26 protein-coding genes, 4 tRNA genes and 1 pseudogene are annotated in these 26,793 nt (G+C 39.2%); 22 read left to right on the forward strand and 9 right to left on the reverse strand.

Features of this window, described 5'->3' with window-relative positions; translation table 11 throughout:
• Positions 1 to 43 precede the first annotated feature (43 nt).
• Both FTU06_RS10625 and FTU06_RS16875 read left to right on the forward strand, forming a co-directional pair.
• On the forward strand, positions 44 to 1,048 hold the full coding sequence (locus FTU06_RS10625; RefSeq protein WP_257234394.1) for an esterase-like activity of phytase family protein: 1,005 nt from the start codon (positions 44 to 46) through the stop codon (positions 1,046 to 1,048).
• A gap of 18 nt (positions 1,049 to 1,066) precedes the next feature.
• Positions 1,067 to 1,372, forward strand: coding sequence for an esterase-like activity of phytase family protein (locus FTU06_RS16875; RefSeq protein WP_257234395.1), 306 nt, complete (start codon positions 1,067 to 1,069; stop codon positions 1,370 to 1,372).
• 153 nt (positions 1,373 to 1,525) lie between these two features.
• Here the strand turns inward: FTU06_RS16875 and FTU06_RS10630 are convergent, their stop codons facing one another.
• A complete protein-coding gene (locus FTU06_RS10630) occupies positions 1,526 to 2,404 on the reverse strand; it encodes an ATP-binding protein (RefSeq protein ID WP_168378934.1) in 879 nt (292 codons plus the stop codon).
• Between the two features lie 189 nt (positions 2,405 to 2,593).
• Here FTU06_RS10630 and FTU06_RS10635 point away from each other — a divergent pair, with 189 nt between their 5' ends.
• The 6 genes from FTU06_RS10635 to FTU06_RS10660 all read left to right on the forward strand — a co-directional run bounded on the left by FTU06_RS10635 (position 2,594) and on the right by FTU06_RS10660 (position 5,488).
• Positions 2,594 to 4,105, forward strand: coding sequence for a DUF3336 domain-containing protein (locus FTU06_RS10635; RefSeq protein WP_180146522.1), 1,512 nt, complete (start codon positions 2,594 to 2,596; stop codon positions 4,103 to 4,105).
• Positions 4,083 to 4,907, forward strand: coding sequence for a protein kinase (locus FTU06_RS10640; RefSeq protein ID WP_180146525.1), 825 nt, complete (start codon positions 4,083 to 4,085; stop codon positions 4,905 to 4,907). The genes FTU06_RS10635 and FTU06_RS10640 overlap by 23 nt, the downstream gene beginning before the upstream one ends.
• Before the next feature lie 107 nt (positions 4,908 to 5,014).
• A tRNA-Leu gene (locus FTU06_RS10645) sits at positions 5,015 to 5,099 on the forward strand.
• Positions 5,100 to 5,136: 37 nt separating this feature from the next.
• Positions 5,137 to 5,210, forward strand: a tRNA-Trp gene (locus FTU06_RS10650).
• 36 nt (positions 5,211 to 5,246) lie between these two features.
• A tRNA-Leu gene (locus tag FTU06_RS10655) sits at positions 5,247 to 5,331 on the forward strand.
• A gap of 72 nt (positions 5,332 to 5,403) precedes the next feature.
• A tRNA-Leu gene (locus FTU06_RS10660) sits at positions 5,404 to 5,488 on the forward strand.
• A 318-nt stretch (positions 5,489 to 5,806) separates the two neighbouring features.
• On the opposite strand, the gene FTU06_RS10665 is transcribed toward FTU06_RS10660, so the two are convergent.
• Complete coding sequence (locus FTU06_RS10665; RefSeq protein ID WP_078188846.1) at positions 5,807 to 6,010, reverse strand: hypothetical protein; 204 nt, start codon at positions 6,008 to 6,010, stop codon at positions 5,807 to 5,809.
• 440 nt (positions 6,011 to 6,450) lie between these two features.
• On the opposite strand from FTU06_RS10665, the gene FTU06_RS10670 reads away from it, so the two are divergent.
• A complete protein-coding gene (locus FTU06_RS10670) occupies positions 6,451 to 6,717 on the forward strand; it encodes a hypothetical protein (RefSeq protein WP_257223241.1) in 267 nt (88 codons plus the stop codon).
• Positions 6,718 to 6,806: 89 nt separating this feature from the next.
• Here the strand turns inward: FTU06_RS10670 and gloB are convergent, their stop codons facing one another.
• On the reverse strand, positions 6,807 to 7,538 hold the full coding sequence (gloB, locus tag FTU06_RS10675) for a hydroxyacylglutathione hydrolase (RefSeq protein WP_180026842.1): 732 nt from the start codon (positions 7,536 to 7,538) through the stop codon (positions 6,807 to 6,809).
• Positions 7,539 to 7,647: 109 nt separating this feature from the next.
• On the reverse strand, positions 7,648 to 8,256 hold the full coding sequence (locus tag FTU06_RS10680; protein WP_180007298.1) for a flavin reductase family protein: 609 nt from the start codon (positions 8,254 to 8,256) through the stop codon (positions 7,648 to 7,650).
• Between the two features lie 104 nt (positions 8,257 to 8,360).
• Here FTU06_RS10680 and FTU06_RS10685 point away from each other — a divergent pair, with 104 nt between their 5' ends.
• Complete coding sequence (locus FTU06_RS10685) at positions 8,361 to 9,182, forward strand: PhzF family phenazine biosynthesis protein (RefSeq protein ID WP_180146528.1); 822 nt, start codon at positions 8,361 to 8,363, stop codon at positions 9,180 to 9,182.
• A 149-nt stretch (positions 9,183 to 9,331) separates the two neighbouring features.
• On the forward strand, positions 9,332 to 12,100 hold the full coding sequence (locus tag FTU06_RS10690) for a pitrilysin family protein (protein ID WP_180146532.1): 2,769 nt from the start codon (positions 9,332 to 9,334) through the stop codon (positions 12,098 to 12,100).
• Positions 12,101 to 12,181: 81 nt separating this feature from the next.
• Here the strand turns inward: FTU06_RS10690 and FTU06_RS10695 are convergent, their stop codons facing one another.
• Both FTU06_RS10695 and FTU06_RS10700 read right to left on the reverse strand, forming a co-directional pair.
• Positions 12,182 to 13,246, reverse strand: a complete 1,065-nt coding sequence (locus FTU06_RS10695; RefSeq protein WP_180007295.1) for an amidohydrolase — start codon at positions 13,244 to 13,246, stop codon at positions 12,182 to 12,184.
• Positions 13,247 to 13,418: 172 nt separating this feature from the next.
• A complete protein-coding gene (locus FTU06_RS10700) occupies positions 13,419 to 13,820 on the reverse strand; it encodes a DUF3144 domain-containing protein (RefSeq protein WP_180007294.1) in 402 nt (133 codons plus the stop codon).
• 107 nt (positions 13,821 to 13,927) lie between these two features.
• Between FTU06_RS10700 and FTU06_RS10705 the strand changes: the two genes are divergently transcribed.
• Positions 13,928 to 14,560: a hypothetical protein gene (locus FTU06_RS10705; protein WP_180146535.1), complete on the forward strand. Its 633-nt coding sequence runs from the start codon at positions 13,928 to 13,930 to the stop codon at positions 14,558 to 14,560.
• Positions 14,561 to 15,020: 460 nt separating this feature from the next.
• A complete protein-coding gene (locus FTU06_RS10710; protein WP_180002979.1) occupies positions 15,021 to 15,191 on the forward strand; it encodes a hypothetical protein in 171 nt (56 codons plus the stop codon).
• 100 nt (positions 15,192 to 15,291) lie between these two features.
• Here the strand turns inward: FTU06_RS10710 and FTU06_RS10715 are convergent, their stop codons facing one another.
• Positions 15,292 to 15,723, reverse strand: coding sequence for a hypothetical protein (locus FTU06_RS10715; protein ID WP_180146538.1), 432 nt, complete (start codon positions 15,721 to 15,723; stop codon positions 15,292 to 15,294).
• Positions 15,724 to 15,948: 225 nt separating this feature from the next.
• Positions 15,949 to 17,409 (reverse strand): inorganic triphosphatase, encoded by a 1,461-nt coding sequence (locus FTU06_RS10720; protein ID WP_180059101.1) that lies wholly within the window; start codon positions 17,407 to 17,409, stop codon positions 15,949 to 15,951.
• Between the two features lie 321 nt (positions 17,410 to 17,730).
• Between FTU06_RS10720 and FTU06_RS10725 the strand changes: the two genes are divergently transcribed.
• The 9 genes from FTU06_RS10725 (at position 17,731) to FTU06_RS10765 (ending at position 26,682) form a co-directional block, all read left to right on the forward strand.
• The gene (locus FTU06_RS10725) at positions 17,731 to 18,114 is read left to right on the forward strand and encodes a DUF962 domain-containing protein (RefSeq protein ID WP_180059055.1); all 384 of its coding nucleotides are present in this window, start codon (positions 17,731 to 17,733) and stop codon (positions 18,112 to 18,114) included.
• A gap of 596 nt (positions 18,115 to 18,710) precedes the next feature.
• Positions 18,711 to 19,331 carry a thiamine phosphate synthase gene (gene thiE, locus FTU06_RS10730; protein ID WP_180146541.1) on the forward strand — a complete coding sequence of 207 codons (621 nt, stop codon included), beginning with the start codon at positions 18,711 to 18,713 and terminating at the stop codon, positions 19,329 to 19,331.
• A 35-nt stretch (positions 19,332 to 19,366) separates the two neighbouring features.
• Complete coding sequence (hemL, locus tag FTU06_RS10735; RefSeq protein ID WP_180146544.1) at positions 19,367 to 20,665, forward strand: glutamate-1-semialdehyde 2,1-aminomutase; 1,299 nt, start codon at positions 19,367 to 19,369, stop codon at positions 20,663 to 20,665.
• Between the two features lie 102 nt (positions 20,666 to 20,767).
• Positions 20,768 to 21,184: a heme-binding protein gene (locus FTU06_RS10740; protein WP_180146546.1), complete on the forward strand. Its 417-nt coding sequence runs from the start codon at positions 20,768 to 20,770 to the stop codon at positions 21,182 to 21,184.
• Between the two features lie 499 nt (positions 21,185 to 21,683).
• On the forward strand, positions 21,684 to 22,121 hold the full coding sequence (locus FTU06_RS10745) for an I78 family peptidase inhibitor (RefSeq protein ID WP_180007289.1): 438 nt from the start codon (positions 21,684 to 21,686) through the stop codon (positions 22,119 to 22,121).
• Positions 22,122 to 22,233: 112 nt separating this feature from the next.
• Positions 22,234 to 22,593 (forward strand): hypothetical protein, encoded by a 360-nt coding sequence (locus FTU06_RS10750; RefSeq protein ID WP_180063094.1) that lies wholly within the window; start codon positions 22,234 to 22,236, stop codon positions 22,591 to 22,593.
• A 286-nt stretch (positions 22,594 to 22,879) separates the two neighbouring features.
• Positions 22,880 to 23,149 carry a hypothetical protein gene (locus FTU06_RS10755; protein WP_168379854.1) on the forward strand — a complete coding sequence of 90 codons (270 nt, stop codon included), beginning with the start codon at positions 22,880 to 22,882 and terminating at the stop codon, positions 23,147 to 23,149.
• Positions 23,150 to 23,446: 297 nt separating this feature from the next.
• Positions 23,447 to 26,086, forward strand: a complete 2,640-nt coding sequence (locus FTU06_RS10760; RefSeq protein WP_180146549.1) for a bifunctional aconitate hydratase 2/2-methylisocitrate dehydratase — start codon at positions 23,447 to 23,449, stop codon at positions 26,084 to 26,086.
• A 185-nt stretch (positions 26,087 to 26,271) separates the two neighbouring features.
• Positions 26,272 to 26,682: a sel1 repeat family protein gene (locus FTU06_RS10765; protein ID WP_180146552.1), complete on the forward strand. Its 411-nt coding sequence runs from the start codon at positions 26,272 to 26,274 to the stop codon at positions 26,680 to 26,682.
• Between the two features lies 1 nt (position 26,683).
• On the opposite strand, the pseudogene FTU06_RS10770 reads toward FTU06_RS10765, so the two are convergent.
• Positions 26,684 to 26,793: pseudogene (locus tag FTU06_RS10770) on the reverse strand (IS5/IS1182 family transposase); the annotation flags it as partial.

Consider the following 26,793-nt stretch of genomic DNA (forward strand, 5'->3'; position numbering starts at 1 on the left):
GTGGATATGATGGCTCAATAAATAATTAGAGCCATGTGAAATAATGACAAAAAATAATGAAGCTTTGGATCAATCAAAACCAAATCAAAGTCATATTGACCTAAAGAAATTTTATAAAGGTGTTTCTTTACCCTATGAAACTTTGGATATCCACAATATTCCAGATGGGGCAAAACAAGACCATTTTATTGAAATTCATTGTGGAGGTTTTGGGTCGGAAATTTCCCCACATCCCACTCAAAAATATCAATTTTATGCTCTTACGGATCGAGGTCCGAATACAACCTATGATGTGAATGGAGATAAAGGCAAGATATTCTTAGATCCAAGCTATATGCCAAAAATCAGACTTTTTGAATTGCAGCTCGATGGATCGATTAAAAAATTGAAAGAAATATTACTCAAAGATCCAACTGGGAGACCTATAACAGGTTTGCCAAATCGGCATTTTGGTGCAACAAAAGAAGTGGCTTATGATCAAAATGGTGTGGTTTTAGCAATTAGCACAGATGAATATGGCTTAGATTCTGAGGGTTTGGTTGCATTAAAAGATGGCACATTTTGGGTGAGTGATGAATATGGGCCTCATCTCGTTCATTTTAATAGCGAAGGCGTGGAAATAGACCGTATTAATGCATACAAACAAGATGAGCGTTGCAAGTCGGGTTATTTTCTTCCAAATGCATTTGCCAACCGTAAGCAAAATCGAGGGATGGAAGGTCTGACGATTACACCAGATCAAAAAAAATTGGTCGGCATCATGCAGTCGACGATGAGTAATCCAGATTCATCAGTCACAACGTCGGACTTGGTTCGTATTGTGGTGGTCAATTTAGACGATGGCTCAACTGAACAATATCTATATCGGCAAGAACTTAAGTCAAACTCAAATACAGCCATTGTCGCGCTGAGTGAAACATGTTTTTTAGTGGCTGAACGTGATGATGATTTTTATAAAGATAATCCAAACGCTTTTAAACGAATCTATAAAATATATCTCGATGCGGCGACAAACCTAGAAAAAGTTCAACTAAGTGATCATTTTTAGCAAAATGAATCTTTAGGATTGCTCATTGATGGGCAAACACCTGAACAATATGTGCTTAATGAGGGGTGGGAGGCGCTAAAAAAATTAAATATTTTGCCTGTGGCAAAGAGCTTAGTTGTCGATTTAGTCGAAACTTTACATTATCCACACGATAAAGTTGAAGGCTTGTGGGTGATTGATGAACAGCATTTGGCAATTATAAATGATGATTATGGTTTTACAGAAACGGATGGGATCTTGGAGCAAAAATACCTTGATGCGGAGAAAAATGTGATTGATTGCAATACCTTATATGTGATTGGTCAACTCAATTTAGCGCCATAAGTGGTGTGTTCTTAATGATTTTCAAGCAATTGGTTCAATCAAGAGTTTATTAGCATTTAAAAGCAGCCAACGAGGATGTGGCTGCTTTTAGCTGAAATTGTCTGACTGGCTTTGCAGAACTTATATTTTCAGATCATAAAAATATTGTAGACGTTATTTTTCCAAAGCCTTTAGATTTTCAGACCCAATCCAATGCTTTGAAAACTGATAAGCAGCACGCCCTGAACGTTGCCCACGACCTTGACACCAACGTAGTGCCTCAGCACGCGCTTCATCTGTCCAAGGCATTGCAGCTTTTGCCAAATAATGTTCAACAATTTCTAAATATAAATTTTGATCCATTGGATAAAAAGACAGCCACATCCCAAAGCGGTCAGAAAGAGATATTTTTTCTTCAATCGCTTCTTGAGGGTGAAGTTCGGTATATTGAGGCACATCTACCTTGGTTACAGGTGTGTTTTCATGCATGAATTCAGGCAATAAATGACGACGGTTACTGGTAGCATAAATAATAAAATTACTCGAACCTGATTGTAATGAACCATCTAAAACACTTTTTAAACTGCGATAGTTTTCATCTTCAGCATTAAACGCCAAATCATCACAATACACGATAAATTTTTCAGGGCGCTTTTCAATTAACTTTTGGATTTCTGGCAAATCAGATAAATCATCACGCTCAATTTCAATTAAACGTAAACCTTGATCTGCATAATGGGTCAGTAGGGCACGGACGATGGATGATTTACCTGTACCACGAGAGCCAGTGAGTAAAACATCATTGGCAGGTAAGCCTTTTATAAACTGTAAAGTGTTTTGAATCACTTTTTCTTTTTGACGCTCAATTCCTTTTAAGTCTTCTAAATACATGACTTTGGGCTGTTGAATGGCTTTAAGCTGTTTATCTTGCCATTTGAACGCGATACTCGAAAAATCGGGTGCTTGTTTAAGCTCAGGCAAACTGTGCTGTAGTTGTAACAGTACAGTAGATAGCGATTGAAGGATGTTGTCAGGTAAATCAATTGTAGCCATGATAAGTCAGCTTGTCGTGTCTTGTTGTTGGTTAGTATATGACAGCAGTGTACATCAATAATGCAGTTATAATCGCCTAAATATGTCAAAGTTTAATGATTGTTCTGGGAGATCAGCGCTATTCGAACAACCAAAAAGTTGTTATAAATCTAGCTGAGTGAACAGTTTAAAGTGTGCTGAGGGATAGTCATGTTGTTTACAGGGTTTTCAAAAAGTATTAATCCACATCAGGCATATCGGATAAAAAAATTAAAGCGTCAGCTTGAACGTGCTGAGTGTTATGAAGAATGGAAAGATATCGCACTTAAAATAGATGAAGAATCGGGTGCGCAAGAATGGAAATTCGATAATAGTTCACCGTATTTTGATGCAGAAATTATTACTCATCGTTTAGGGTTACTGAGACGATATCGTGCTCAGAAACGTACCCGAGATTTGATGTACATTTTAAGTGAAGGTTTAACTTATGATGTGGGCAATATTGCTCATCCTTTACTGTTTACAGAAGCCTACGTCGGCACCAAAAAAATTATTGAAGACTATGTTGATGAGGTGAGTCAAAGTTTGGCTTTTATCGCATCCGACGAATGCGTTTGTCTCAATGCTGTACAAAAAATTGAATTTTTTGAACAAAGCAAAAAAGCGTATGGTCAACCTGTTTTGATGTTTTCAGGCGGTTCAACTTTAGGTTTGTTTCATACCGGTGTGTGTAAAGCACTGATGGAACAAGATTTGATGCCAAAAGTTCTGTCAGGTTCCAGTGCTGGCGCAATTATGACCGGGATGTTGGGTGTATCTAAACCGTCAGAATTTACCAATTTATTAAATGGACAAAACTTCTTTAGTGAGGCATTTCACTTTCGTAAATTGACTGAGTTAGTGCAGGGTAATGGCGGTTTGGCAGATGTAAAATATCTGAAAAAGTTTTTGGTTGAAAACTTAGGTGACTTAACTTTTGCCGAAGCATATAAGCAATCAGGTCTGCATATCAATGTGGCAGTTGCGCCTTATGATGCATCACAAGATGCACGAATTATGAATGCGTATACATCACCAGATTTGTTGGTGTGGAGTGCAGTGTTGGCATCTTGTGCAGTGCCCATTCTATTTCCACCGGTACGACTGACCAGTAAGCGTTATGACGGGCAATTTACGCCATATATGTCGGCAACGCGTTGGGTGGATGGCAGTGTGCGCAGTGATTTCCCACAGGAGAAAATGGCGCGTTTGTATAATATTAATTACAGTATCGCTAGTCAGGTCAATCCGCATATTGTGCCGTTTATGCAGGATGATGCTTCACGCTTTCGTAAAAGCATGTTGAGTTGGCCTGAGCGGATCGTTCGTCGTCAAGGTAAGGTGATTAGTAAAGGGGTGATGGATTTTGCCCGTGAGCGAGCAGGAAGTATTCCACCGGTAAGGCGGTTGCTTGATCATGGTTATGGCGTGGTGGATCAGCGTTACTATGGTGATGTCAATATTGTGGGGAAATATGGCTTAAGACACTATAGTTATATGTTGCAAAATCCTCGACCTTATCTGTTTAAAGTATTGCAGCGTGAAGGTGAAAGAGCCACTTGGCCGAAGATTTCATTAATCGAAACGCAAGCCCGCATTGGTAAGACCATTCAGCATTGTTTGGAATTATTAAATTATCAAAATGAACCCAGTCAACGACATGCAGAATTTATTGCGGTTTAAATCCACAGATTTAGCGCAAACCATTTGCGAGCCAAAAACCAAAACCAAAAGTTTGGTTTTTGGCCGTCGTCTATATCAATTTCAATTCAATCAACAACGTTATTGGCTCAAGGCACAAGTCAGTGACAGCAGCCCTGAACATGTAGCTAGTTTTGGTCGAGAAATTGAGCTGTACCAGCTATTCAATCAAGCGTCTAGACAAAACAGTATCACGCTACCTTTTCAAGTGATAAAAGAGACGCATCTCAGTATTCAGCAAGAGCCTATTGATCGCCTATTAATACTGCCCAATGCTGAGCCTTGGTTCTTACAGCCTGCATCGAATTTGAGCATTGAGCAGGTGAGGCAAGTGCTATGGCAAGCAATCGATGTGGTTGAGCGATTAAGCTTGCACGGTTGGATACATGCAGATTTAAAACAAGAGCATTTTGTGAATTGGCAAGGGCAGTGCAGACTCATCGACTTTGAGCAAGCGCTCCCGTTGGCTGTTGACCAGCAAAATGCCTTAACTGCGACACCACGTTATATGGCTCCAGAACTTTTCCATGGACAAGCAAAATCTTTGCACAGTGATATCTACGCATTGGGGATAATTTTCTTGGAATGGCTGACATCACAGCGTTTAGAGGCGAAAAACTATCAAGATTGGGCCTATTTACATTGCCAACGCTTAAAGCTTGATCTGCCAATGCAATATCAAGGGTTTAATCAGCTAATGCAACACATGTTGATGAAGCAAAAAAATGACAGATTGGTGGATTTTTATCGCTTAAAAAGCGACTTAGTTGCTGAATTTGCTTAAGAAAAATACAAAAAAAGCACTATTGTTTTTTATTTAAACAAACAAGATGCTTTTTTATAAAAAAGGCTTGTCATGTAGGGATGATCTCTATAATATACACAGCCATCGGGGACGTGGCGAAATTGGTAGACGCACTGGATTTAGGTTCCAGCGCCGCGAGGTGTGAGAGTTCGAGTCTCTCCGTCCCCACCACTGAATTACTAAACATGAGTTTGGTAATGAAGGTCACAGAGGATTGGTGTAATGGTAGCATGACGGTCTCCAAAACCGTTCGTCAAGGTTCGAATCCTTGATCCTCTGCCAAGTTTTAAAAAGTCTGACATTGTCAGCAACCCTGTTGGGGACGTGGCGAAATTGGTAGACGCACTGGATTTAGGTTCCAGCGCCGCGAGGTGTGAGAGTTCGAGTCTCTCCGTCCCCACCACTTAATTTATTAAGTTGCAAAATAAACAGGTTTTTAAACAAATTAAAGTCTGACATTGTCAGCACCCGAGTTGGGGACGTGGCGAAATTGGTAGACGCACTGGATTTAGGTTCCAGCGCCGCGAGGTGTGAGAGTTCGAGTCTCTCCGTCCCCACCATTAGATTAAGCAAGGTTTTATACCTTGCTTTTTTGTTTTTGAAATGCGAAAAAATCAGTGTCTTAAACATGGTCTTTTTTGAAGACTAATTCTAATAAAAAAATCTAATAAAAAAATCTAATGAAAGAATGATGAACCAGAGATACAGCAAGATGTCTTATCTTGCTTTTTTATTGTCTGAAATTTATCTCGTTAAAATGAGTCAGTAAAACAAAGGTGAAAAAAAGCCCGCATATACGGGCAAATTTAGAAATGCGGATTCGAATCAATCGAATTAAATCATTTATTTCTAATCGTTCGCATAAATTATAAAGAAGATTATGCCTTTAAATGATCTTCAAACTCTTCACCGAGCTGCATGGCCAAAGCATTACCAGACAAATCTACAGTCACTAGACCATATTCTTTTTTAAAACTGAATGTAAATCCACGATTATCTGCCAGTGTACGAACAGAATATCCTAACTTTTCTAACCAAAGACGGAAGGCAACTAAATTTTTTGCTTTAACCACTTTTTTCACGAGCGAACTCCTTATCAATCATTAAAATATTAAATAGGGGTGTCAAAATATTTTTTAAAGGGGAAATGGAAAACTTTTATTTAAAATATGAAATTTTGATTGATAAATAAACAGATTATCGGCTTATAAATTGTATAAATTCATTTAACTCGCTGTTTTATAACAATCTAAACTTAATGTAAGTAAATATAACGTATTTTGAAAATTTGGGTTTTAACTGCTGGCTTAAAATCTATCCTATGCCTATAGAGAAGCTGTGTGCAAAATAAGCGATGACTTAACTTAGAAAGTATAGTGGATTAGGTGTGCAGTATTGATTGCAAATAAAGACTTGTTCACAGCCAAATTAACTGGATAGGTGAGCATGCAAAGCTATTTCACATCAAGATTTGTCGAAATGCTTTTATACTATATCCCATCGATATAAATAGATTGAACGCATGCAAAACATTGAGCACGATGTCAAAGCAAAAATTGAACAGATGCAACAAGCAGGGCAGACGCCTGTTGCGGTGATGCTTGGACATGAAGATTGGTTGGTCTTTTCGGAGCAATCCAAAGTGGCATATACGCCTTTTGGCAGTGCGCGACGTTATCAGCCTGCATTAGGTGGTTTATTGATGGTACGTATCGATGAAATGCAAGCCGTACGAGTTGTGACTCAAGCCGAATTGGATGATTTTGCTGCAACCAATCAAATTTTATAAATAAAATGATGAATCGGCCCGAAATATTCATCACAAATAAAACAGTTTATTTGTGATGAAATCTTAAATGCTTATAACTCGCAATCCAATTAAAAATTGTCTTTGAGTTCTCTTAAGCGCTGAAACGCTTCAACACTTTCTGCACGTAAAAATGGATTGGTTTCTAGTTCTAATTCAATGCTGCTTGGCAAAGTACATTTCCCGAGCATGCGTAGGGATTCAACCTCATCAAACCGCTGTTGTATGGCAAGGTTGTCAGGTTCAACATGCCGCGCAAACTGCGCATTCGATAGGGTGTATTCGTGAGTACAATACACTTGAGTTTCAGCAGGGAATGCGGCTATACGGTTCAAGGAATCGTACATTTGTTGAAAGGTGCCTTCAAATACACGTCCACAGCCCATAGCAAATAATACATCGCCACAGAAAAGTGTATGAATGTCATCGATAAAATATACGATATGACCGAGGGTGTGGCCGGGCGTTGCTGTTATTTCAACTTCAAGACCATGAAATTCAAAACGGTCATTATGATCGAGAGGAAAATTCACCCATGGAATACGGCTTAATTCTGCACGGGGGCCGTAAACGGCAATGTTTTTATTTTGAATAAGTTCAGGTACACCACCGACGTGATCTTTATGCCAATGCGTTAGCCAAATTTGCGTAAGATTGAGCTGATATACCTGACAATAGCGCTCGACCAAAGCGGCTTCAGTAGGATCTACTGCAATGACATCATGGCTTTCGGTGTGCTCAAGCAGCCAAATATAATTTTGCAGTGAATTTTTGACATCCAATGTATGTATTTTAAACGTCATATCCATTCATTCAATATTTTAAATTAAGTTAAAGTTAGCATGAAAATGCTCAAAAGGTATGATTATCGATTTTCAACCCTAAATAAACGACAGAGTTCATAGCGCTATTTTAGTCTGGTGTCTCGTCTACAGATACAGGATTACCAATGGTATAAAAGTGCCCGCCAGCAACATGATGTAGGCTTTTCCATTCATCTGCTACTTCATGATAATACCAATGTCCGTTACGGAAGACGCGGTCGTCTGCATAAGCAGCAATGACTTCGCCGATAAACAGATCATGTGCTTGTTGATTGTGAGGTTCAGGAATAAGTTTGCACAGTAGCCAAGCAGCACAACCTTCAACCACAGGAATATCAGAGGCATTAAATTGAAATAATTCCACGCCACATTGGCGTAATTTTTCTGGCGCATCACGTTGGCTCATCATGCCAAGTGCATAGACCATTTTGAGTTGTTTCAGTGTCGGTACTTGTAAGGCGAAATAACCTGAATTTTCAATAATCTCACGTGTTTTAGTTGATTTATCCAGTACTACCGTCACTTTTGCAGGGTTGAACTCTAAGGCGCATGCCCATGCTGCAGTCATCACACCAGTATGGGTTTGATCCTGAGCAGAGACGAGCACAGTCGGGCCATGATTTAAAAGTCGGTATGATTTTTCTAAAGGAACAGGGTGAATATGCGTTTTCAAAATTGTACCTATATTTAAGTGCATCTAAAACTTAGATGTTTTATTAAAAAGTGTTGTTACATAGCATATAACGCATGAAATATTTTCAAAAGCCTTTAATATAAATCACTAAATCAGGAGTTCTATCAATGAAAATGTATCAAGTGGACGCATTTACCCAAGTGTTATTTAAAGGCAACCCAGCGGCGGTTTTGGTGTTGGATGAATGGTTAGATGAACACTTGATGCAACAGATTGCTTTGGAAAATAATCTGTCTGAAACTGCATTTGTGAAAAAAATCGACAGCAGCAATTATGAAATTCGTTGGTTTACGCCGACCACTGAAGTGGATTTTTGTGGACATGCGACATTGGCCAGCAGTTATGTGCTTTTTGAGTTTTATACGGCTGAAAAAAACATCCAATTTCATGTCAAAAATCTCGGTATTTTTAGCGTAAATAAAGCTGAAGATGGAAAAATTCTGATGAATTTCCCTGTGCGTCGGGCACAGGTCGTGAGCGAATATCCTGAAGAGCTACGTCTAGGGTTGAGTCAACCTTTTAAGCAGGTTTATTTGAATGCGCAGGCGTATATCGTGGAATATGAAACGGCACAACAAGTCTTGGATGAACAACCGAATTTTGAAATTTTAAAACGTCTTGGCAAAATCCGCACCGCCATCACAGCGCCGGGTACGATCACTGATGTTGCAATCACTGCGGCAGCCCAGCAATATGACTGCATTTCACGCTATTTTGCACCGGGTAATGGCATCAATGAAGATCCTGTTACGGGTTCTATTCATACTGGAATCGTCCCTATTTGGGCAGAACGTCTACACAAGCGTCAGATCTTAGCGTATCAAGCTTCGAGTCGTGGTGGTGAGTTACACTGTCAAATGCTTGAAAATGACCGTATAGAAATCTCAGGCTATGCTTGTTTATATATGCAGTCTGACATTTATATCTGAACATAAATCAAATACATGCTGTCGAAATCTGCAGCATGTATTTAATAAAAAATAACTATTAATCCAGAAAAGCTCAGCATAAAATCAAAACCAATCTGATCGACAGCACTGCGCTGATCGATGCTAAATATAAAGGACACTTGAATTACATGCGTATTAAACATTTAACGCTTTCACTTTTTTTTGCAGGTTTAAGTACAAGCCTCTTTGCTCAACCTGTATTGGTTAAAACTGAACAAGCCATTGAAGAATATAAATTAGACAACGGTTTTCGCGTGGTTTTGGCGCAAAATGATAAAGAAAGCAAAGTGTTTATGAATACGGTGTATTTCACGGGTTCATTAAATGACCCTGCGGGCAAAGGTGGTTTGGCACATTTGCTCGAACATTTGGCCTTTAAAGGCACTGAAAATGTCAAAGGTGATGAATTTCAGCGTCGCTTAGACCAATTCACGCTGATGACCAATGCCAGTACGGATTATTATTCAACAAAATACACCAATGTGATTCGTCCTGAACAAAGTTCAATCGATCAAGTCTTGCATTTAGAAGCAGAACGGATGGACAAATTGGTACTTCAGGAAAAATTTGTACCGACAGAAATTGATATCGTTAAGCGTGAACGTGAAATTCGTTTAGATCAGCCATTTTCAGTGTTAATCGACCAAGTTTTAAAAGAAGCCTATGGCAATCAATCTTTAGGCCGCTTACCGATAGGTGATTTGAAAGAACTTCAATCGATCAATATGAACGAATTAAACCAGTTCTATCGCCGTTGGTATGCGCCAAATAATGCAGTGATGGTGATTTCTGGTAAGTTTGATAAAGCGGCTGTATTAAAACAAATTGACCAACAATTTAGCCCAATTGCCGCACGTCAAATTCCTGAACAGGCCAAAGTCCCTAAATTAGATGGAACGAAATTAAAGCAACGCGAATTTACCGTTCATAAGGGTAGTGACTTTGGCAAATTTAATATTTATTTAAATGGTGCAGTCGAACCGATTAAAACCGCTTTGGCGGTATCTCCAACTTTGTATACCTTACAGCCAAGTGGGCATTTGTATCAAAGCATGGTGGAAACAGGGACAGCAACCGCAGTTCAATCCACCACATGGTTAGATAAAGATTTTAATTTGGTGTTTATGGGGGCGATATATGGCCCAAGTCATGATGCTAACAAAGTGGCAACCAGTCTGGCACAAGGTGTAGAGCAGAATAAAGCCTTTAATGATGTTGAGCTAAACCGTGTTAAAAGCTTGACTCGAAATATGGCTGACAATGTTAAGAATAGCGCTACGGCTCTTGGCGAACGTCTCAGTTCTTATACTGTGGCTTATAACGGGGACTGGTCTCAATATTTCCGAGACTTAGATAAAGTACAAAAGCTGAATGTAAGCGACGTGAATCAGGTGTATAAGGACTTTCTAAAGCCCGAATACCGTGTCACAGGAAATATTCTGCCTACACCTGAAGATCAAAAGAAAGCACAGCAACAGGCTGCGTCAAAACCTGCTGAAACTTTAGATCAGCAAGTGCCTGCAGAAGAGCCGTTGAAAGACGCGAGTGTTTATCGTGCTGAAGTGAAGCAATATGTTGCAGAGTCTAAGCAATATTTAAATCAGAAAGAAAAGCAGATTCAGCGCGCTAAATTTAAAAACGGCATTCAGTATGCATTGTTTCCAACTAAAACACGTGACGACAAGACCTATGCTACGATTGCATTGGATTTTGGTACAGCGCAAAGCTTAATGAATAAAGGTGAGTTGCTAGGTTTGACAGCTTATCTCATGTTCCGTGCATCTAAAGATCAAAGCTTGCAGCAAATTGCCGATAAAATTATTGATGTCGGTGGTGGTGCAACGGTCAGTGCAAATGATAATGGCCTCATGATTCAAGTGGTTGCACGTAAAGAAAAGTTTGCTGAATTTTTGCAATATGTCATTGATGTTATTAAAGCTCCAGCATTTGAAGAGTCACAATTTGATTTAATCAAAGCGCAAAGTTTATCGAGTTTAGATCGACCTTATACAGAGCCGGATACCGTTGCTGCAATGACGCTGTCGCGTATTGTCGAGATCTATCAACCGGGGGATATTCGTTATCACTTCGAACCGGAACTTACGAAAAAACAAATTGAGTCGGCTACACGTGATCAAGTGCAGCAGTTACATCAAAAATTCTTTAAAACACAGCATGCACAAATTGCGGTAACAGGTGATTTTGATACCAAGCAAATAGAAAAAATTCTGAAAAAAGAATTTGCAGATTGGAAAACCAGCGAGCCATATCAACGCTTAGAGTCTACATTTACAGCGTATCCTGCACAGAAAGTGCATGCATTGTCTGAACAGCGTGAGTTTGGTAGTTACCAAGCCATTATGACTCTACCTGTAGGTGTAGAGCATACCGATTCTCCTGCGCTACAAGTATTACGCCACATACTTGGTGATTCACAGTTGTCTTCACGTTTAGCTCAAGAGTTACGTGAAAAGAATGCACTGGTTTATGGTTTTAGTGCAGACATTAATTTTGATGAATGGGTGAATTCAGGTGTACTGAGTATTGATGCAAACTACACTGCGGGTAAATCAGCACAAGTTTCTCAGTCTGTTCATAAAGTGCTGCAAAACTTATTGAAAAATGGCGTGACGGAACAGGAAGTAGAAGCAGCCAAAGCCAGTATTTTGAAAAAGCGTTTAACTGCACTTGAAGATGACCGTCGCATTCATAGTATGTTGATTCCACAGTTAGAAAAAGGTCGTGATTTAAACTATCGTGAAAAGCGTGATCAACGCATTGCTAGTTTGACCAAAGCGGATGTTAATGCTGTCATCAAAAAATATATTCAACCTGAACATTTGGTAGAAGTGATGTCTGACCAATATGGTCAAGCCGCAAAATCTACTCAACAATAAACCGAATAAAAAATCCTCCAGATGGAGGATTTTTTTTTGAGCTGCAATGGATAACTTGATTGCAAGATTATCTAAACGAACTTATAGGCGGTAGAACTGACGGGCATTTTGTTGGAAGACTAAAGTCAGTGCATCAGGATCATAACTCGCGACCGCATCTGAAAAGGCGTCAATAATATTTACCAAGGATGCACTCACGCTATCCATCGGGAAGTTAGAGCCAAACATCACACGGTATTTCCCAAAGCATTGTAGAGCATGCGAAATAAGCGGGAAGGCACAATCGAAAATCTCTTGTTTGGAAGCCAGGCGTTGTTCTTTATGAAACTGATGACCCAGCACCGGCATGAATAAACCAGACATTTTGGTATAAACATTTGGGCAACTTGCCAGTTCAGCTAAATCATCTTTCCAACGAAACAAGATATTGTCACGTGAAGTTTGGGTTAAGCCTGTATGTGAGCCCACAGGTCCAAAGGCACCGACAGGTGTCCCAAAATGATCCAGAACGATAGATGTTTCAGGGAAAGCACGTGCTAAAGCGGTTAAATCACGAATTTGGTCTGAATAAACCCATGCATCAAAACTTAAATTCATTTGAGCAAGAGCTTCAAAACCTTTCATAAATTTTTTATTGGTATAGAGATGCGGTTCATTGGTCCATGCATGAACTTTTGGGTCTTCATGTACAGCTGCCATTTTTCGTATGCCACGAAAATGTGGGGAAGCTTGTTTATGCATTTTAAGAATTTTCTTAAAACTACTGTCACATGGGTCTGCAGTGCCGACTATGGCGCCAAGTTTAATCTTTTGAGCATTAAAGTCTAAAGATTCAATAAACTTTGTTTCACCAACCACCCCTTTGCCTTTATGGTCATGCCAGCTCGCTTCTACATGTACGATTTGATCGACCAGATAATGTCCTGCATCTTGCTTATAATTTTCAGGCAAATACGGTGTCGTCACATGTTTGGTTAAACCAACTGTGTCAATTAACTCTTGCGGCTTAACTAAGCGCATCATTTTGTCGAGCAAGTAGGGATGTTTACCCAATAATTTCACGGCAAGTGAAGCGGCATGTGGGGTATTGTATGGATCCCATTGATGTATATGTGAATCCACGATGGCAAAATCGAGCGTCTGCATTGCTATCCTTGTCCTTAAAACCATGTCCATTTCTTGCGTATTTCATTGTATTTCCGAATACGCAAGGTACTGAAAATAGTTTGAATGATGAAAATACAACGTTATGACTGAATATTAAATCAAAGCTTTGTGAAAGAGAAGTTGTATAAAAAAAGCCCCGAAGGGCTTTTGATTAATGCTGATGATCGTGGTGGTCATCATGCTTATTTGCATGGAATTCTTCGTTATGACGGAAGCGAAGATAGTTTTCAAACTGTTCGCAATATTCATCATAATTATCTTCAAGCATCATTTGAAATTGTTGAAGAATATAAGACATCACTTGGTCTTTGGCATCACGCATTTCTTTGCCATCTTTGAAGCCATTTGCAGCAACCCAAGTATTAAAGCGAGCAGTACCAAATAACATGGCAGCACTCACTTGGCCGCGCATTTCTGCAGGTTTAACTTGAGAACCTTTTTCAACACGACAAAATTCATTGGCTTGTTTAATAAATTCATCCGCACGTTCAAAGAATGCTGCATTCAACGCTTCTTCTTCGGTTACATCAGTAGCTTCAATCTTTTGAACCATGAATGTGTCCTAGCATAAAAATCTAATGCAGTATTATAGGCAAAGCCTTGCAGAAACTAAACCTTTGACTTAATCTAAAAAATAGCCTAAGTAAAATGGAATGCTTCATGCAAGACGCAATCGCAGTGCAAAGTCTGAAAAGTGATATTGCATTACTTCGACAAAATATTTGGCCGCCCTCAACTTTAGCCAATGTAGAAGGGCTGCCCATTTATTATGGTACACAGTCTGAAGTAGCCGAATATTATGCGCAGTGGACTGGCTTAATTGAACGTGCTCAGGAATTATTTCAGCCCTTTATGGAAGATGAAGTCCTGGATGCAGTCCATTTGCCGAGTCATTTGAATCTACCGCTTTTTTATTTTCATGTGGATCGTATTCGAATCAACAAAACACGTGCGAAAGAATCTAAAACCTTTCGTGGTATTGCAAGTTTGGTTGAAAAATGTGGGCAGTTTGAAGCAGATCAAATTCAAGCGATGCGACATTGGCTAGACAGCGATGACACTGCAGCCTTGGTCGGACACCGTGAATTTATTGACCTCAGAACCTATGTATTTCAACATGGGCAAAGTGATTATACCCGTACTCGTTTTTATGTGAATGGCATTGTACTTAGTGTCGAAAACGAGTTTAAATTGGTGGATGCCCGTGACAAACCACGTAAAGCCCGTAGCGATAGCTATAGTGACCCTTTAGCAGATAACAATACGTGGAAAATCTTTGGGAAATATCGTTAATTAATAAATATCGTTAATTACTGATGTTACGCAGTAACATCAGAAGCGCCATTTGATTCAAATAAAAGAGCGATACGCGGCAACGTCATCCGCAAGTGTTTGAGACAGAACTACATCTATTTAAAGATGTTTTTGCGATACTTTGAATAAGTAGACGCTAGTGAACGAGTTTTGCGGTGAGGAGCATTGCTCCGCAAGATGGTTTCCTTGCGAAGCTTCGCTTCTCATTTTGCCGAAACAAAAGTACTTCCAGCCGAAGGCTAATCCCTTTATTTAAACCCTAGATGTAAGACTCCGTCGAATAGACTTAAAAATCATTTTAAAAATGCGTAATTACTTTTACGCGCGTAACATCAGTTAATTAAATATGTTGACGATATTACTTAGAATGTGAATTTAGTTCGCTGCACAAGGATGCTTTGGATTATGTAATCCACGCCCTAATGTGAAAATAGCCACTATGGCAAATGCCGAAATTGAAAGTTTGGCTCATGCAGAGCAATTGACTGATTTTTATATGACCTTATTGCAAGGGATGACGATACAAGCACGTGATGGTATGGCCTTGACACAATTACAACGCATGGTGAGTAATGCCATGAAATCATGGGGGTTATTAGCACAAGGTTAAATCAGTATGGATTATGAATTAAACCCCCAATAGCAGTGTAGCCTTAAGGCAATTTTCTTAGTTTTTTTGAATGACTGATATGCAAATACTATATTGAAGTTTATTTGCAGGGATGAATTTTAATGTCGCCCAATTCCATCACACTGATATAACCGTCAACCGCAATTAAATTGTCACTTTGACTCGATAGAGTTAGACACTCTCCAGACTTGACGCTTGACAGTAACTGACCTTGTTGCGGATTCAAGTTCATACTGTAAATACTCAGTGTGCCAGCATCGGTTTTGATTTGGTAAGACTCATCACCATAGTCCTCATTATTATTGCGCAGGACTTTAAAGGTTTGTCGTGTCTGATCAAAGTTTTGAGTTGGAGAAAGCGGCTTTTCAACTTGTAAGGATGCCGTGCGCCTTAATTCGGTACTTTGCACAGGCTTATGTTGTTCACTACAAGCACTTAGTAATGGGAAAAGGATAAAAATAAGTGAAAATGAAAATAGGGGATGAATTACAGGTCTGTGACTTTTCAACATAAAACCACCCTGAATCTAATTTTTCAGATAGCTTATTTTAAAAGTTTTTATCCAGAAAACAAAAATAATAGCTTCTCAAAATATTTCAATGTAACTGAGTCAAAATGAAGAAATGATGAATTGAAAATAGCTAACTTTGAATATGAATGTTCAACAAATGAATATCCATATCAAACTGTGGGATGCAAATAAAAAAGGAGACGCATTGAATCTCCCTTTTGGATTTTACTTAATGAGTTTTCGACTGACAAGGAATTGTTCTGTCGCTTCTAAAAGTTTATCTGCATAGACCTCTTGTTTAGCAGTCAACCAGCCGAGAACAAACCAATCGCTAGCTTCCAGCTCTGTTTGCTGAATATATTGTGCAGAAGAAGATAGGACTTGGTATTCCTGTGCCGCGACTTGTGCATCATTAAGCGCTTTACTGTATTTCTGCAAATTTTTTACATCGTAAATCGACGTCAAAATTGGGAAGCTAAATTTAAGCTCTTGTATGCGCTGAGAAAGCACATCTAAGCTTTCAAAATTGTTAATGTCGGCATCATTTAAAGCCTCTTGCAGGGCTTTATATTGGTTTTGCAGGGTTGTTTGAGCATGCCATTTAAAATCATGCTGCTGCGGTGCATCATCGACTTTCAAACTAAACATTAAAAGCTCAAGATAATGATGCACATTTTGAGTCGATTTAACCAAATTGCCTAACTTCTCTTTGGCATACAAAATATCTTTGGTTAAATTTTCTGAGGTCGTTGGGTTTTGTAAAAAGCCACCCAAGGTATTTTGCATGTGCTCAAAATGGTGTAATTGTTCAAACTGCTGCTTAAATGCGCCTAATTGCACAGCCCATTTTTCAACGATATCGCTGTTCCAATCTTTAAACAGCGAAATGGTTAATTGTAGATGATGGAGTGCTTTCTGAGCTTGTGTAATGTGCTCAGCTTGAGCAACACCTGCAGAAATTGCGGCAATATTAGGCAGAAGGTGCTGCATTTCCTGTGCAATTAAAAGTCGTAAGTTTTTTGCGGCAGTGTCTTTTTTACTGAGTTGAAATTCTTTAGCCTCAACTGCTGGACTCACAGTTTGACTCAATGCCAACAAGTTGCCAATTTCGGCTTTACTTCGAACGTCTAACCACAAATGGTACTTTTTAACCCATTCAAAACTAAAGGCAAGGAGCGATTGAATAGAGCCGCTTTTCAGTTCAAATTCAACTTCGTGAACTTCTGTTTCTGTACTGTTGCTGCGGATACAGCCGATATCTAAGCTAACTTCGATTTTGGCGTCTTCAAACTCTATGACGCGATAAGTTCTCAGAATGTCGGTTTCAAACTGAAGTTGTAGTGAATCTTGCTGATCGCCTAAAGTGGTTTTTAAAACTGATTGAACTTCAGCTTCATTACTATAAACAGATAAATCTAGGGCAGGAGCTTGTTCAAGTTCACCCAAATCTAAGTTATGCTCAAAGCGTTCAATGTGGCTTTTACCTGCAGCTTTCAGGGTTTGAATCCAGCGGGTTCCTTCTAAACGTTGACGCAAGGCTGCATGCTGCTGTGCCATTTGTCGATCTGGGGTATCAAAATATTTAGCTTTAAGTTGAATTTGTTCAGATTTTTTTGGATCGAGTGCCTTTAATAATGCAGTTCGACGTGCTTCTGGAATCTGGAACTTTAATTCAACTTCAACCATGGTTTTCTGTCCTGATGTCAAAACTTCATGATCTGGCATGAAGCGATCTTTAAATTTTTATAAAAATGAAAAACTAAAATGCGCGTACATTTTCTATGAGCTAAACGCGTATCGATTGTAGCGAAAAACAGTTGAGAAGAAAGACTTGACGGATTTGAAAACTCTGCTTTTGGACTAATAAAAGTTTTAAAAGATGGATATTCCATCAATTGTATAATTCACAATGGTTCGACTTTCATGGGATCAAAATAAAATTTTACGCCTTTAAAGTGGGCGAGTTTTGAGCTATGTTGATTAAAATAAGTTCAGGATGAGCACAAAATGAATTCACAAGTACAACCCGAGTTTAATCGAGATTTAAAGCCCGAATTTCAGTTGCCTATTCGTGACTATTCGCAATTTTATCGATTTTATTTGACTGAACATCGAAATATCATGAGTCGACGTTTACATGCCACAGGCAGCAGTATAGGACTCTATTTCTTCGCAAAAGCAATTTTAAAAAAACAACCGAAGTATTTTGCTTATGGCCTGGTTTCAGGCTATGCCTGTGCATGGGTCGGACATTTTTTCTTTGAAAAAAACAAGCCAGCAAGTTTCAAGCAACCTTTGTACAGTTTTATTTCCGATTGGCGCATGCTGTCTGATATTGTGAAGGGGAACTTAAGCTTAAAAGACCGTAATTTAGATAAGATTGATAGTTAATTATTTATTAATCAAACGTTTAATTTTTATGGATCTAGGTGTGATTTTTTTGAGTAAATGACTTGCAAAATTAGAGTGATTAGTCTAATAATGTTCATATTGTTTATTTACTTCCTGTCTATAAGATGAAAAGTCGATAAACCCCAGTTTTCCGAGCCTAGAGTGACCTTCTCTAGGCTTTTTTTATGGCCTTAGAAAAGTTCTATTGTTTGAAAAATATAATAATAAAAATTTTAATAAAATAGGCTAGACTTTTTGATGCTCTGAACGCTCCCCAAAACGTTTCTTACCAAGCACCAAAAAGTCTAATAGGTTACACATTTTTATTTTTATTTTTATAAAGTGTTGTGTTTTTATGCGCTGCGTTTTGTGTTCTTCTGTTGCAGTATTAAATAATTTGTATCAGTTTTGTTCTATACCTAAAAATAGTGATTTTTCCATTTTTTACAGACAATTCAATTAAACATTTATATAAGCAGTCCTGTGAAAAGGAATATAACTTTCTCAGCGGCAAAGCATTAAAATTTTATGCCCCAAGCAACATTTCATAGACCTAATCGCTATAATATTCAAAAGTTTTAAGTTGTGATTGAACTATGCGTGGTTTATACCTCATTACCAATGATGATCCTATCGAATTGCTTTTAGCCAAGCTTGAAGGCGCGATGGCAACTTATGAAGTTGCTGTTTTGCAATATCGTCGTAAAAAAGTGGCAAAGGAAGATCAGGCTTATGAAATTGAATACATGAAAAATATGTGTAATCAGTACAAAGTGCCTTTTGTTATTAATGACGATTTAGAAACCGCAGTTCAATATGGTGTGGGTGTCCATTTAGGGCAAGATGACGGTTCAATTGCTGAAGCTGTAGCATGCTTACCTAAAAATGTTTTGATCGGTCGAAGCTGCAATAACTCTTTAGAACTGGCTGAGCAGGCAATTGCAGACGGTGCAAACTATGTGGCTTTTGGTGCCATTTTTGCAACTGAAACTAAGCCTGAAGCAGGCAATATTGGCTTAGAAACGCTAAAACAAGCCAAAGCGAAACTAAATGTACCTATTTGTGCAATTGGTGGTTTAACTGTAGAAAATTCAGCAGAAGTCATTGAAGCAGGTGCTGATCTTTGTGCTGTGATTAGTGATGTATTAGGTCGTTCAATGTCTGCTGTCAGCAGTCGTGTTTATGAATGGTCTGAGCTTTTTGCTGAACAAGCTTAATTTTATTTTTTAGATTGAATAAGTAGAGAATTTTTATGAGCTTATCTGCTAAGCAAGAACAATTATTTAAACAAGCCAGCAAGCATATTCCTGGCGGCGTAAACTCTCCTGTACGTGCATTCAATGGTGTAGGCGGTACACCGGTATTTATCGAAAAAGCGCAAGGCGCATATCTCTATGACGTAGACGGAAAACGCTATGTCGACTATGTCGGCTCTTGGGGCCCAATGATTTTAGGTCATGCGCAGCCCGACATTATTAAAGCGGTTCAAGAAGCGGCTGTTGATGGTTTAAGTTTTGGTGCGCCAACTGTGCATGAAACGACATTGGCGGATATTATTTGCGAAATTATGCCGTCTATTGAGCTGGTGCGTATGACCAACTCAGGGACAGAAGCAACCATGACAGCAATTCGTCTTGCTCGTGGCTACACTGGCCGTGACAAGATTGTAAAATTTGAAGGCTGCTACCACGGTCACTCAGATTCGCTTTTAGTGAAAGCAGGCTCAGGCTTGTTGACAAAGGGTGAGGGTGAAGCAACTTCTGCAGGTGTTCCGGCTGATTTTGCCAAACACACTTTAACACTGCCATACAATGACATCGCCATGCTGAAAGAATGCTTTGCAAAATTCGGTTCGGAAATTGCAGGTGTAATTGTCGAGCCAGTTGCAGGCAACATGAACTTGGTGAAACCGATTGAGGGTTTCTTACAAGCGATCCGTGATGTATGTGATGAACATGGTTCGGTCTTTATCATTGATGAAGTAATGACAGGTTTCCGTGTCGGTCTTGGCGGTGCGCAAGCGCATTATGGCGTAACACCTGATTTAACCACTTTAGGTAAAATTATTGGTGCTGGCCTACCTGTGGGTGCATTTGGTGGTAAGCGCGAAGTGATGGAATGCATCGCCCCACTGGGCAAGGTATATCAAGCAGGTACACTATCAGGCAACCCGCTTGCGATGCGTGCCGGTATTGAGATGTTTAAACATCTGCGTAAGCCGGGCTTCTATGAAACTTTGACTGAAAAATTGGCAGGTTTGCTTGCTGGTTTACAAGCTGTTGCAGACGAAGCGGGCATTCCGTTCTTTACTCAGCAAGTGGGCGGTATGTTTGGTATTTACTTTACAGATCAAACTGAAATCACAGGTTTTGATTCAATTTTGAAATGTGATGTAGATGCATTCCGTACATTCTTCCACGGCATGTTACAGCGCGGTGTAAACTTAGCACCTTCAGCATTTGAAGCCGGTTTCTTCTCAAGCGCGCATAGCGATGAAGATATTGCATTTACCATTGAAATGGCGAAAGAAGTTTTTGCAGAAATGAAGTAATTTTCATTTAAATCGGTAAATTCTGCTTTAGAATAAAGCCCGCAGCCTGCTGTGGGCTTTTTTGTTGTTTTAAGTTCAGCTTTTTAAGAAAAGGATTTTTAAATGAAAACCAAGCATTATTTAACTTTGGCAGATGCAGAATTTTTACTAAACACAGCACATGCTTATGCAGTCGAAAATGGTTTTAATGTCAGCATTGCGGTTACGGATGAGACAAGCAATTTGTTGGCAATGAAACGTATGGATGGCACATCGCCAATGACAGCAAATTTATGTTTGGAAAAAGCCAAATGTTCTGCGATTAGCCGCCGTCCTTCAAAGTTATTTGAAGACATTATTAAAGGCGGTCAGATGGGTTTTCTGACCATGGATACCTTTTCAGGCATGCTGGAAGGCGGTGAGCCGATTATGTACGAAGGGCAGTTGGTGGGTGCAATGGGCGTGTCTGGGGTAAAGTCATTTCAGGATGCAGAAATTGCACAGCAGGCGATTCAAGCTTTTTTAGCGCAGCAAAACTAAATATTGTGAGCGTAATAGATACTTCAGTCTTGTCGAAATCATTGGCCTTAATATATTTGGGTTTAGATGTCGATAAATCTCGGTCATAGCATTAAGTCGAAAAAAATCTAAGATTGAGCTGAAATATTAAGCATGTTAGTAACTTATGTATAACTTTGTTGAAGTAAGATTATATCTTACTCAATTAATAGACCTCTTTTATAAGTCATTTTTACGCAGTTCCAAATTATAGATTCCAGCAATTAAATAGAATCTCTATCCTAGTTTGTTACCCCGACAACGTTCAGCAATGGTTTTTAACGGGTTTCATAACCCAATACAGCTTAATCCTTTATTCTTCTTTCATGGATTTCCTAATTATTGAACAATGGATGTGTTGTTGCCCAATTTGGATATCACACCCAATCACAGAAAAAGAGTGCTTGCTAAAAACTGCAATAAACAACTCGTTTATTTACCACAAACTTGATAAGTTAAATTTTTATATTCAGAAATAGACATGATGAAAAATATATGGATTTTAGTTGCACTGACAGCACTTATGGCGGGTTGTAGCACAACACAGCAAACTGAAAATATGCCAGAAAAAATTGGTATAGCAAATCCAGCCAGCCAATATTGTGTAGAGCAAAAAGGTAAACTTGAGATTCGTGATGAAGCAAATGGTCAGGTGGGGTATTGCCATCTGCCAAACGGGCAAGTGGTTGAAGAATGGGCATTATTCCGTAGTAGTCAGACCCAATGTGTACCTGAAAAGGCCAACACTCTGATTGGTCAAGCAAAATTGACAGAAGATCAGATCAAGGCGATTAGCCAAGCTCAAATTGTCCGTCTAGTCAAACCTGGGCAGCCTGTGACAATGGATTATCGTGTAGAGCGCGTAACTGTTACTGTAAATCCAATCAATCAAAAGATTATTCAAGCAACTTGTGGTTAATGCAAACTTATAAAAAAGGCCCGAAAGGGCTTTTTTTGTTTGTTCGGTTGCGACTAATTTAAATGACAAATCCATTACGATCTTTTATATTGCCCCTCGTAAGGAGAAGTTCATGAAAAAGTTATTTGCTTTATCCGTTATGGTGGCTTTGGTCGGCTGTGCTGAGAAAAAACCATTAACCCCTGAAGAGCAATGGCAGGGTTACTGCCGCAGTGTAGGTAATGCTGCACGTACGATTATGTTAGATCGTCAAAATGCAATTGAAAAAGACAAAGCAATTGAGCATGCCAGCAAGATTGAGGATGAAACCACCAAAGGATTTATCCTGAACATCATTGATGAAGTCTATGCCTTGCCACAAGCTGAGATTAATGCTGATGTTGAAAAAGCACGTGAAAAAATTCGTGTTGAGTTTACTGAAAAATGTATCGCAACACCGCATACCGAAATGCCAGATTACAAACCGTTCTAAGGAACGGTTTTTTTATGCGAGAAAATGCGTAAAGCAAACCCCGTTGTATTCATCAGCGAGTAGTTACAAGGGTAGCAATTCTTTTAACCATATGATGGAGTTCATGCATTTCGCCGATGCCTATTTCTCTTAGGGGTATTTTAAACACGAGATACTCAAACATTTAAAATAGCCTAACCAAAGCGAAATACAAATTGTGACAACTTGCTAAATCATAAATATAGAAAAGCAAATCTTTTTAATGAATAATGAAATGGAGAATAAAAAAACAGTAGAGGAGTAGAATATGGACGTTATCGGTTATATGCATCACTCAGATCTACTCCTAGAAGATGAACAAGGCGTAGCAATTATCGGTGGTGGGAACTACGTGCTCAGCATTGGAGATAAAGTCACTTTACGCCAAAAAGTAGATGCATTTTCTCAACGCTATTTGGTCGATATCAGCTTTGCAAGTAATCAACATCAAACCACATGTCAGGACGAATGGTGCCTCAGATTTACAGGCGATCGAGCAGAACTTCAGCAATATATCACTGCAACCACTGTCCACTAAGGTGGAATATCTAATACAGATAAAAACAGGCAACATTTAGTTGCCTTTTTTTTGATGGTTAATTTTAGTCAAAAGTTAATATGCGCAAGAAAAGCGTGTTCTAAGTATTGATTTTGCTTAATGTATAAACGATATGAGGATCATTTATTTATAAAATAACGGGCATCACGAAGAAACACTTGTAGTGCATTAACTTTTAACTGGAATTTTAGTAAAATTTAGCAGTCCATATTATTTGCGTAGCTTTATTTAAAGCAGGAATGCGTAAATAATTTTTTAAAAAAGAGGAATAACACCGTGCTAGAAGCTTACCGCCAACACGTTGAAGAACGTGCCGCACTCGGAGTCCCACCGAAGCCACTTGACGATGCTCAAACAGCTGCATTAGTTGAATTATTAAAAAACCCACCAGCTGGCGAAGAAGCATTTTTAGTTGATTTACTAGAAAACCGTGTTCCAGCGGGTGTTGACCAAGCTGCATACGTTAAAGCTGCTTTCTTAGCTGCTTTGGCAAAAGGCGAAGCGACTTCTCCACTAGTAACTAAAGAACGTGCGGTTTACCTACTAGGTACTATGCTTGGTGGTTATAACGTTGCTCCTTTAGTTGCACTTCTTGATGATGCAGAGCTTGCTGAATTAGCTGCTGACGCACTTAAGAAAACTCTTCTTGTATTTGATGCGTTCCACGACGTTGCTGATAAAGCAAAAGCGGGCAATGCAAATGCACAAGCAGTTATGCAATCTTGGGCTGACGCTGAATGGTTCACTAGCCGTAAAGATGTTCCTGAAGAAATTAAACTTACAGTTTTCAAAGTAACTGGCGAAACTAACACAGACGACTTGTCACCTGCACAAGACGCGTGGAGCCGTCCAGACATTCCGTTACACGCTAACGCAATGCTTAAAAACGTACGTGACGGTATCAACCCAGAAGTTCCTGGTGAAGTTGGTCCACTTAACCAAATTAAAGACCTTATCGCGAAAGGCAACCAAGTTGCTTACGTAGGTGACGTTGTTGGTACTGGTTCAAGCCGTAAGTCAGCAACTAACTCTGTACTTTGGTTCTTCGGTGACGAAATTGCTCACATCCCGAACAAAAAAGACGGTGGTTACTGCTTAGGTTCTAAAATCGCTCCGATTTTCTTCAACACAATGGAAGATGCTGGTGCATTGCCAGTAGAAATCGATGTTCAAAACATGAACATGGGCGACGAAATCACGCTTAAAATCGACCACGCTGCTGCTAAAGTTACTGCGTTCAAAGACGGCGCTCAAATCGCTGAATCTGAACTTAAAACTCCAGTTCTTCTAGACGAAGTACGTGCTGGTGGCCGTATCAACCTTATCGTTGGACGTGGTTTAACAACTAAAGCTCGTGAAGCTCTTGGTCTTGCACCTTCAACTTTATTCCGTACTCCAGTTCAACCTGCAGCTACTGGTAAAGGCTTCACTCAAGCTCAAAAAATGGTTGGTCGCGCTTGTGGTCTTCCTGAAGGTCAAGGTGTACTTCCAGGTACTTACTGCGAACCTAAGATGACGACTGTTGGTTCTCAAGATACAACAGGTCCAATGACTCGTGACGAACTTAAAGATCTTGCTTGCCTAGGCTTCTCTGCTGACCTAGTTATGCAATCTTTCTGTCACACAGCTGCGTATCCAAAACCAGTTGACGTTCAAATGCAACACTCGCTTCCTGATTTCATCATGAACCGTGGTGGTGTATCACTACGTCCAGGTGACGGTATTATTCACTCTTGGTTAAACCGTATGCTTCTTCCAGATACAGTAGGTACTGGCGGTGACTCACATACTCGTTTCCCAATCGGTATTTCTTTCCCAGCGGGTTCTGGTCTTGTAGCGTTTGCTGCTGCAACTGGCGTTATGCCACTAGACATGCCTGAGTCTGTTCTTGTTAAGTTCAAAGGTAAAATGCAACCTGGTATCACTCTACGTGACCTAGTACATGCGATTCCTTACGTTGCGATTCAACAAGGCGACTTAACTGTAGAGAAAAAAGGTAAGAAGAACATCTTCTCTGGTCGTATCCTTGAGATCGACCTTACAGAAATGGAAACGGACCTTACTGTTGAGCAAGCGTTCGAACTTTCTGACGCATCTGCTGAACGTTCAGCTGCTGGTTGTTCTATCACGCTTTCTGAAGAGAAAGTTGCTGAATACCTTAAATCAAACATTACTATGTTGAAATGGATGATTTCTGAAGGTTATGGCGATGCTCGTACTATGGCGCGCCGTGTAGAAAACATGGAGAAATGGTTAGCGAACCCAAGCCTAATCAAAGCAGATCCAGATGCTGAATACACTAAAGTGTATGAAATTGACCTTTCTACAATTACTGAACCAGTTCTTTGCTGCCCGAACGACCCAGATGACGCTAAATTGCTTTCTGACGTTGCTGGTACAAAAATTGACGAAGTATTCGTTGGTTCATGTATGACTAACATTGGTCACTTCCGTGCGGCTGGTAAACTTCTAGACAAAGTTCCTGGTGGTTCTTTATCTACTCGTCTATGGTTGGCTCCTCCAACTCGTATGGACGAACGTCAATTGATGGAAGAAGGTTTCTACAACATCTATGGTAAAGCTGGCGCTCGTACAGAAATGCCAGGTTGTTCATTATGTATGGGTAACCAAGCACGTGTAGCTCCGAACACTACTTGTGTATCGACTTCTACTCGTAACTTCCCGAACCGTCTAGGTCAAGGTGCGAACGTTTACTTAGCTTCTGCTGAGCTTGCTTCTGTTGCTGCTGTACTTGGTAAATTACCAACTCCAGCTGAGTACCAAGAATACGCAGCTCAAATTGATAGCATGTCTGCTGACATCTACCAATACTTAAGCTTCGACAAAATGAGCGACTATACTGACGCTTCTAAAGATGTTGATACTAAGAAAATTGCTGCTGCTCAATTGTCTTAATTGATTAAGTAGTTGAAAATAAGGGCTGATTTATCAGCCCTTATTTTATTATTAAAAGTATATTGCGAATTTTATACGTGTTTAAATTTGATTAATTAGAATATTGTAAGTTTAATCTGTTATTAGGTTTAAACGACTTTTATAAAATATTAAGAAATAAGTGATATTGAATTCACGGATTAGTTATGAACTTTAGATTATATTTTTTACCTTTAGTTATAGTATTTTTTTTAAGCTCTTGTTCATCAAGCTCATCTGAACCATTAATTTTATCCGAACAGCAAGAAAAAAATATTTTGAATGAGTATAAAGGTCTGCTTGAAAAGAAAAAGTATGAAAAAGCATATAAAAAATTATTAACTTTAGAAAACGTAAATAATATTAGTAGTTATGCTAAAAATGAGCTTGGGAATTTTTATGAGAATGGAATTTATGTCGATAAAAATTTAGATTCTGCATTAAAATATTATGCTGAAGCTGGAAATGAAAATTATATTCCAGCTATTTATAATGTAGGAAGAGTTCGATTAGAGCAAGGATATTATACAGAAGCAGCATCAATTTTTAAGGAGATTGAAAATAGATTTCTTTCATAAGTCATTTTTCACTCAGCTCCAAGTTATAAATTCCAGCAATTAGATTGAATCTTAATGCTAGTCTTTTGCCTCGATTGCGATATCGCTCAGCAAGAATTTTGAAGGTTTTCA

The sequence above is a fragment of the Acinetobacter sp. YH12052 genome (assembly GCF_013419835.1).
Lineage (GTDB): Bacteria > Pseudomonadota > Gammaproteobacteria > Pseudomonadales > Moraxellaceae > Acinetobacter > Acinetobacter amyesii.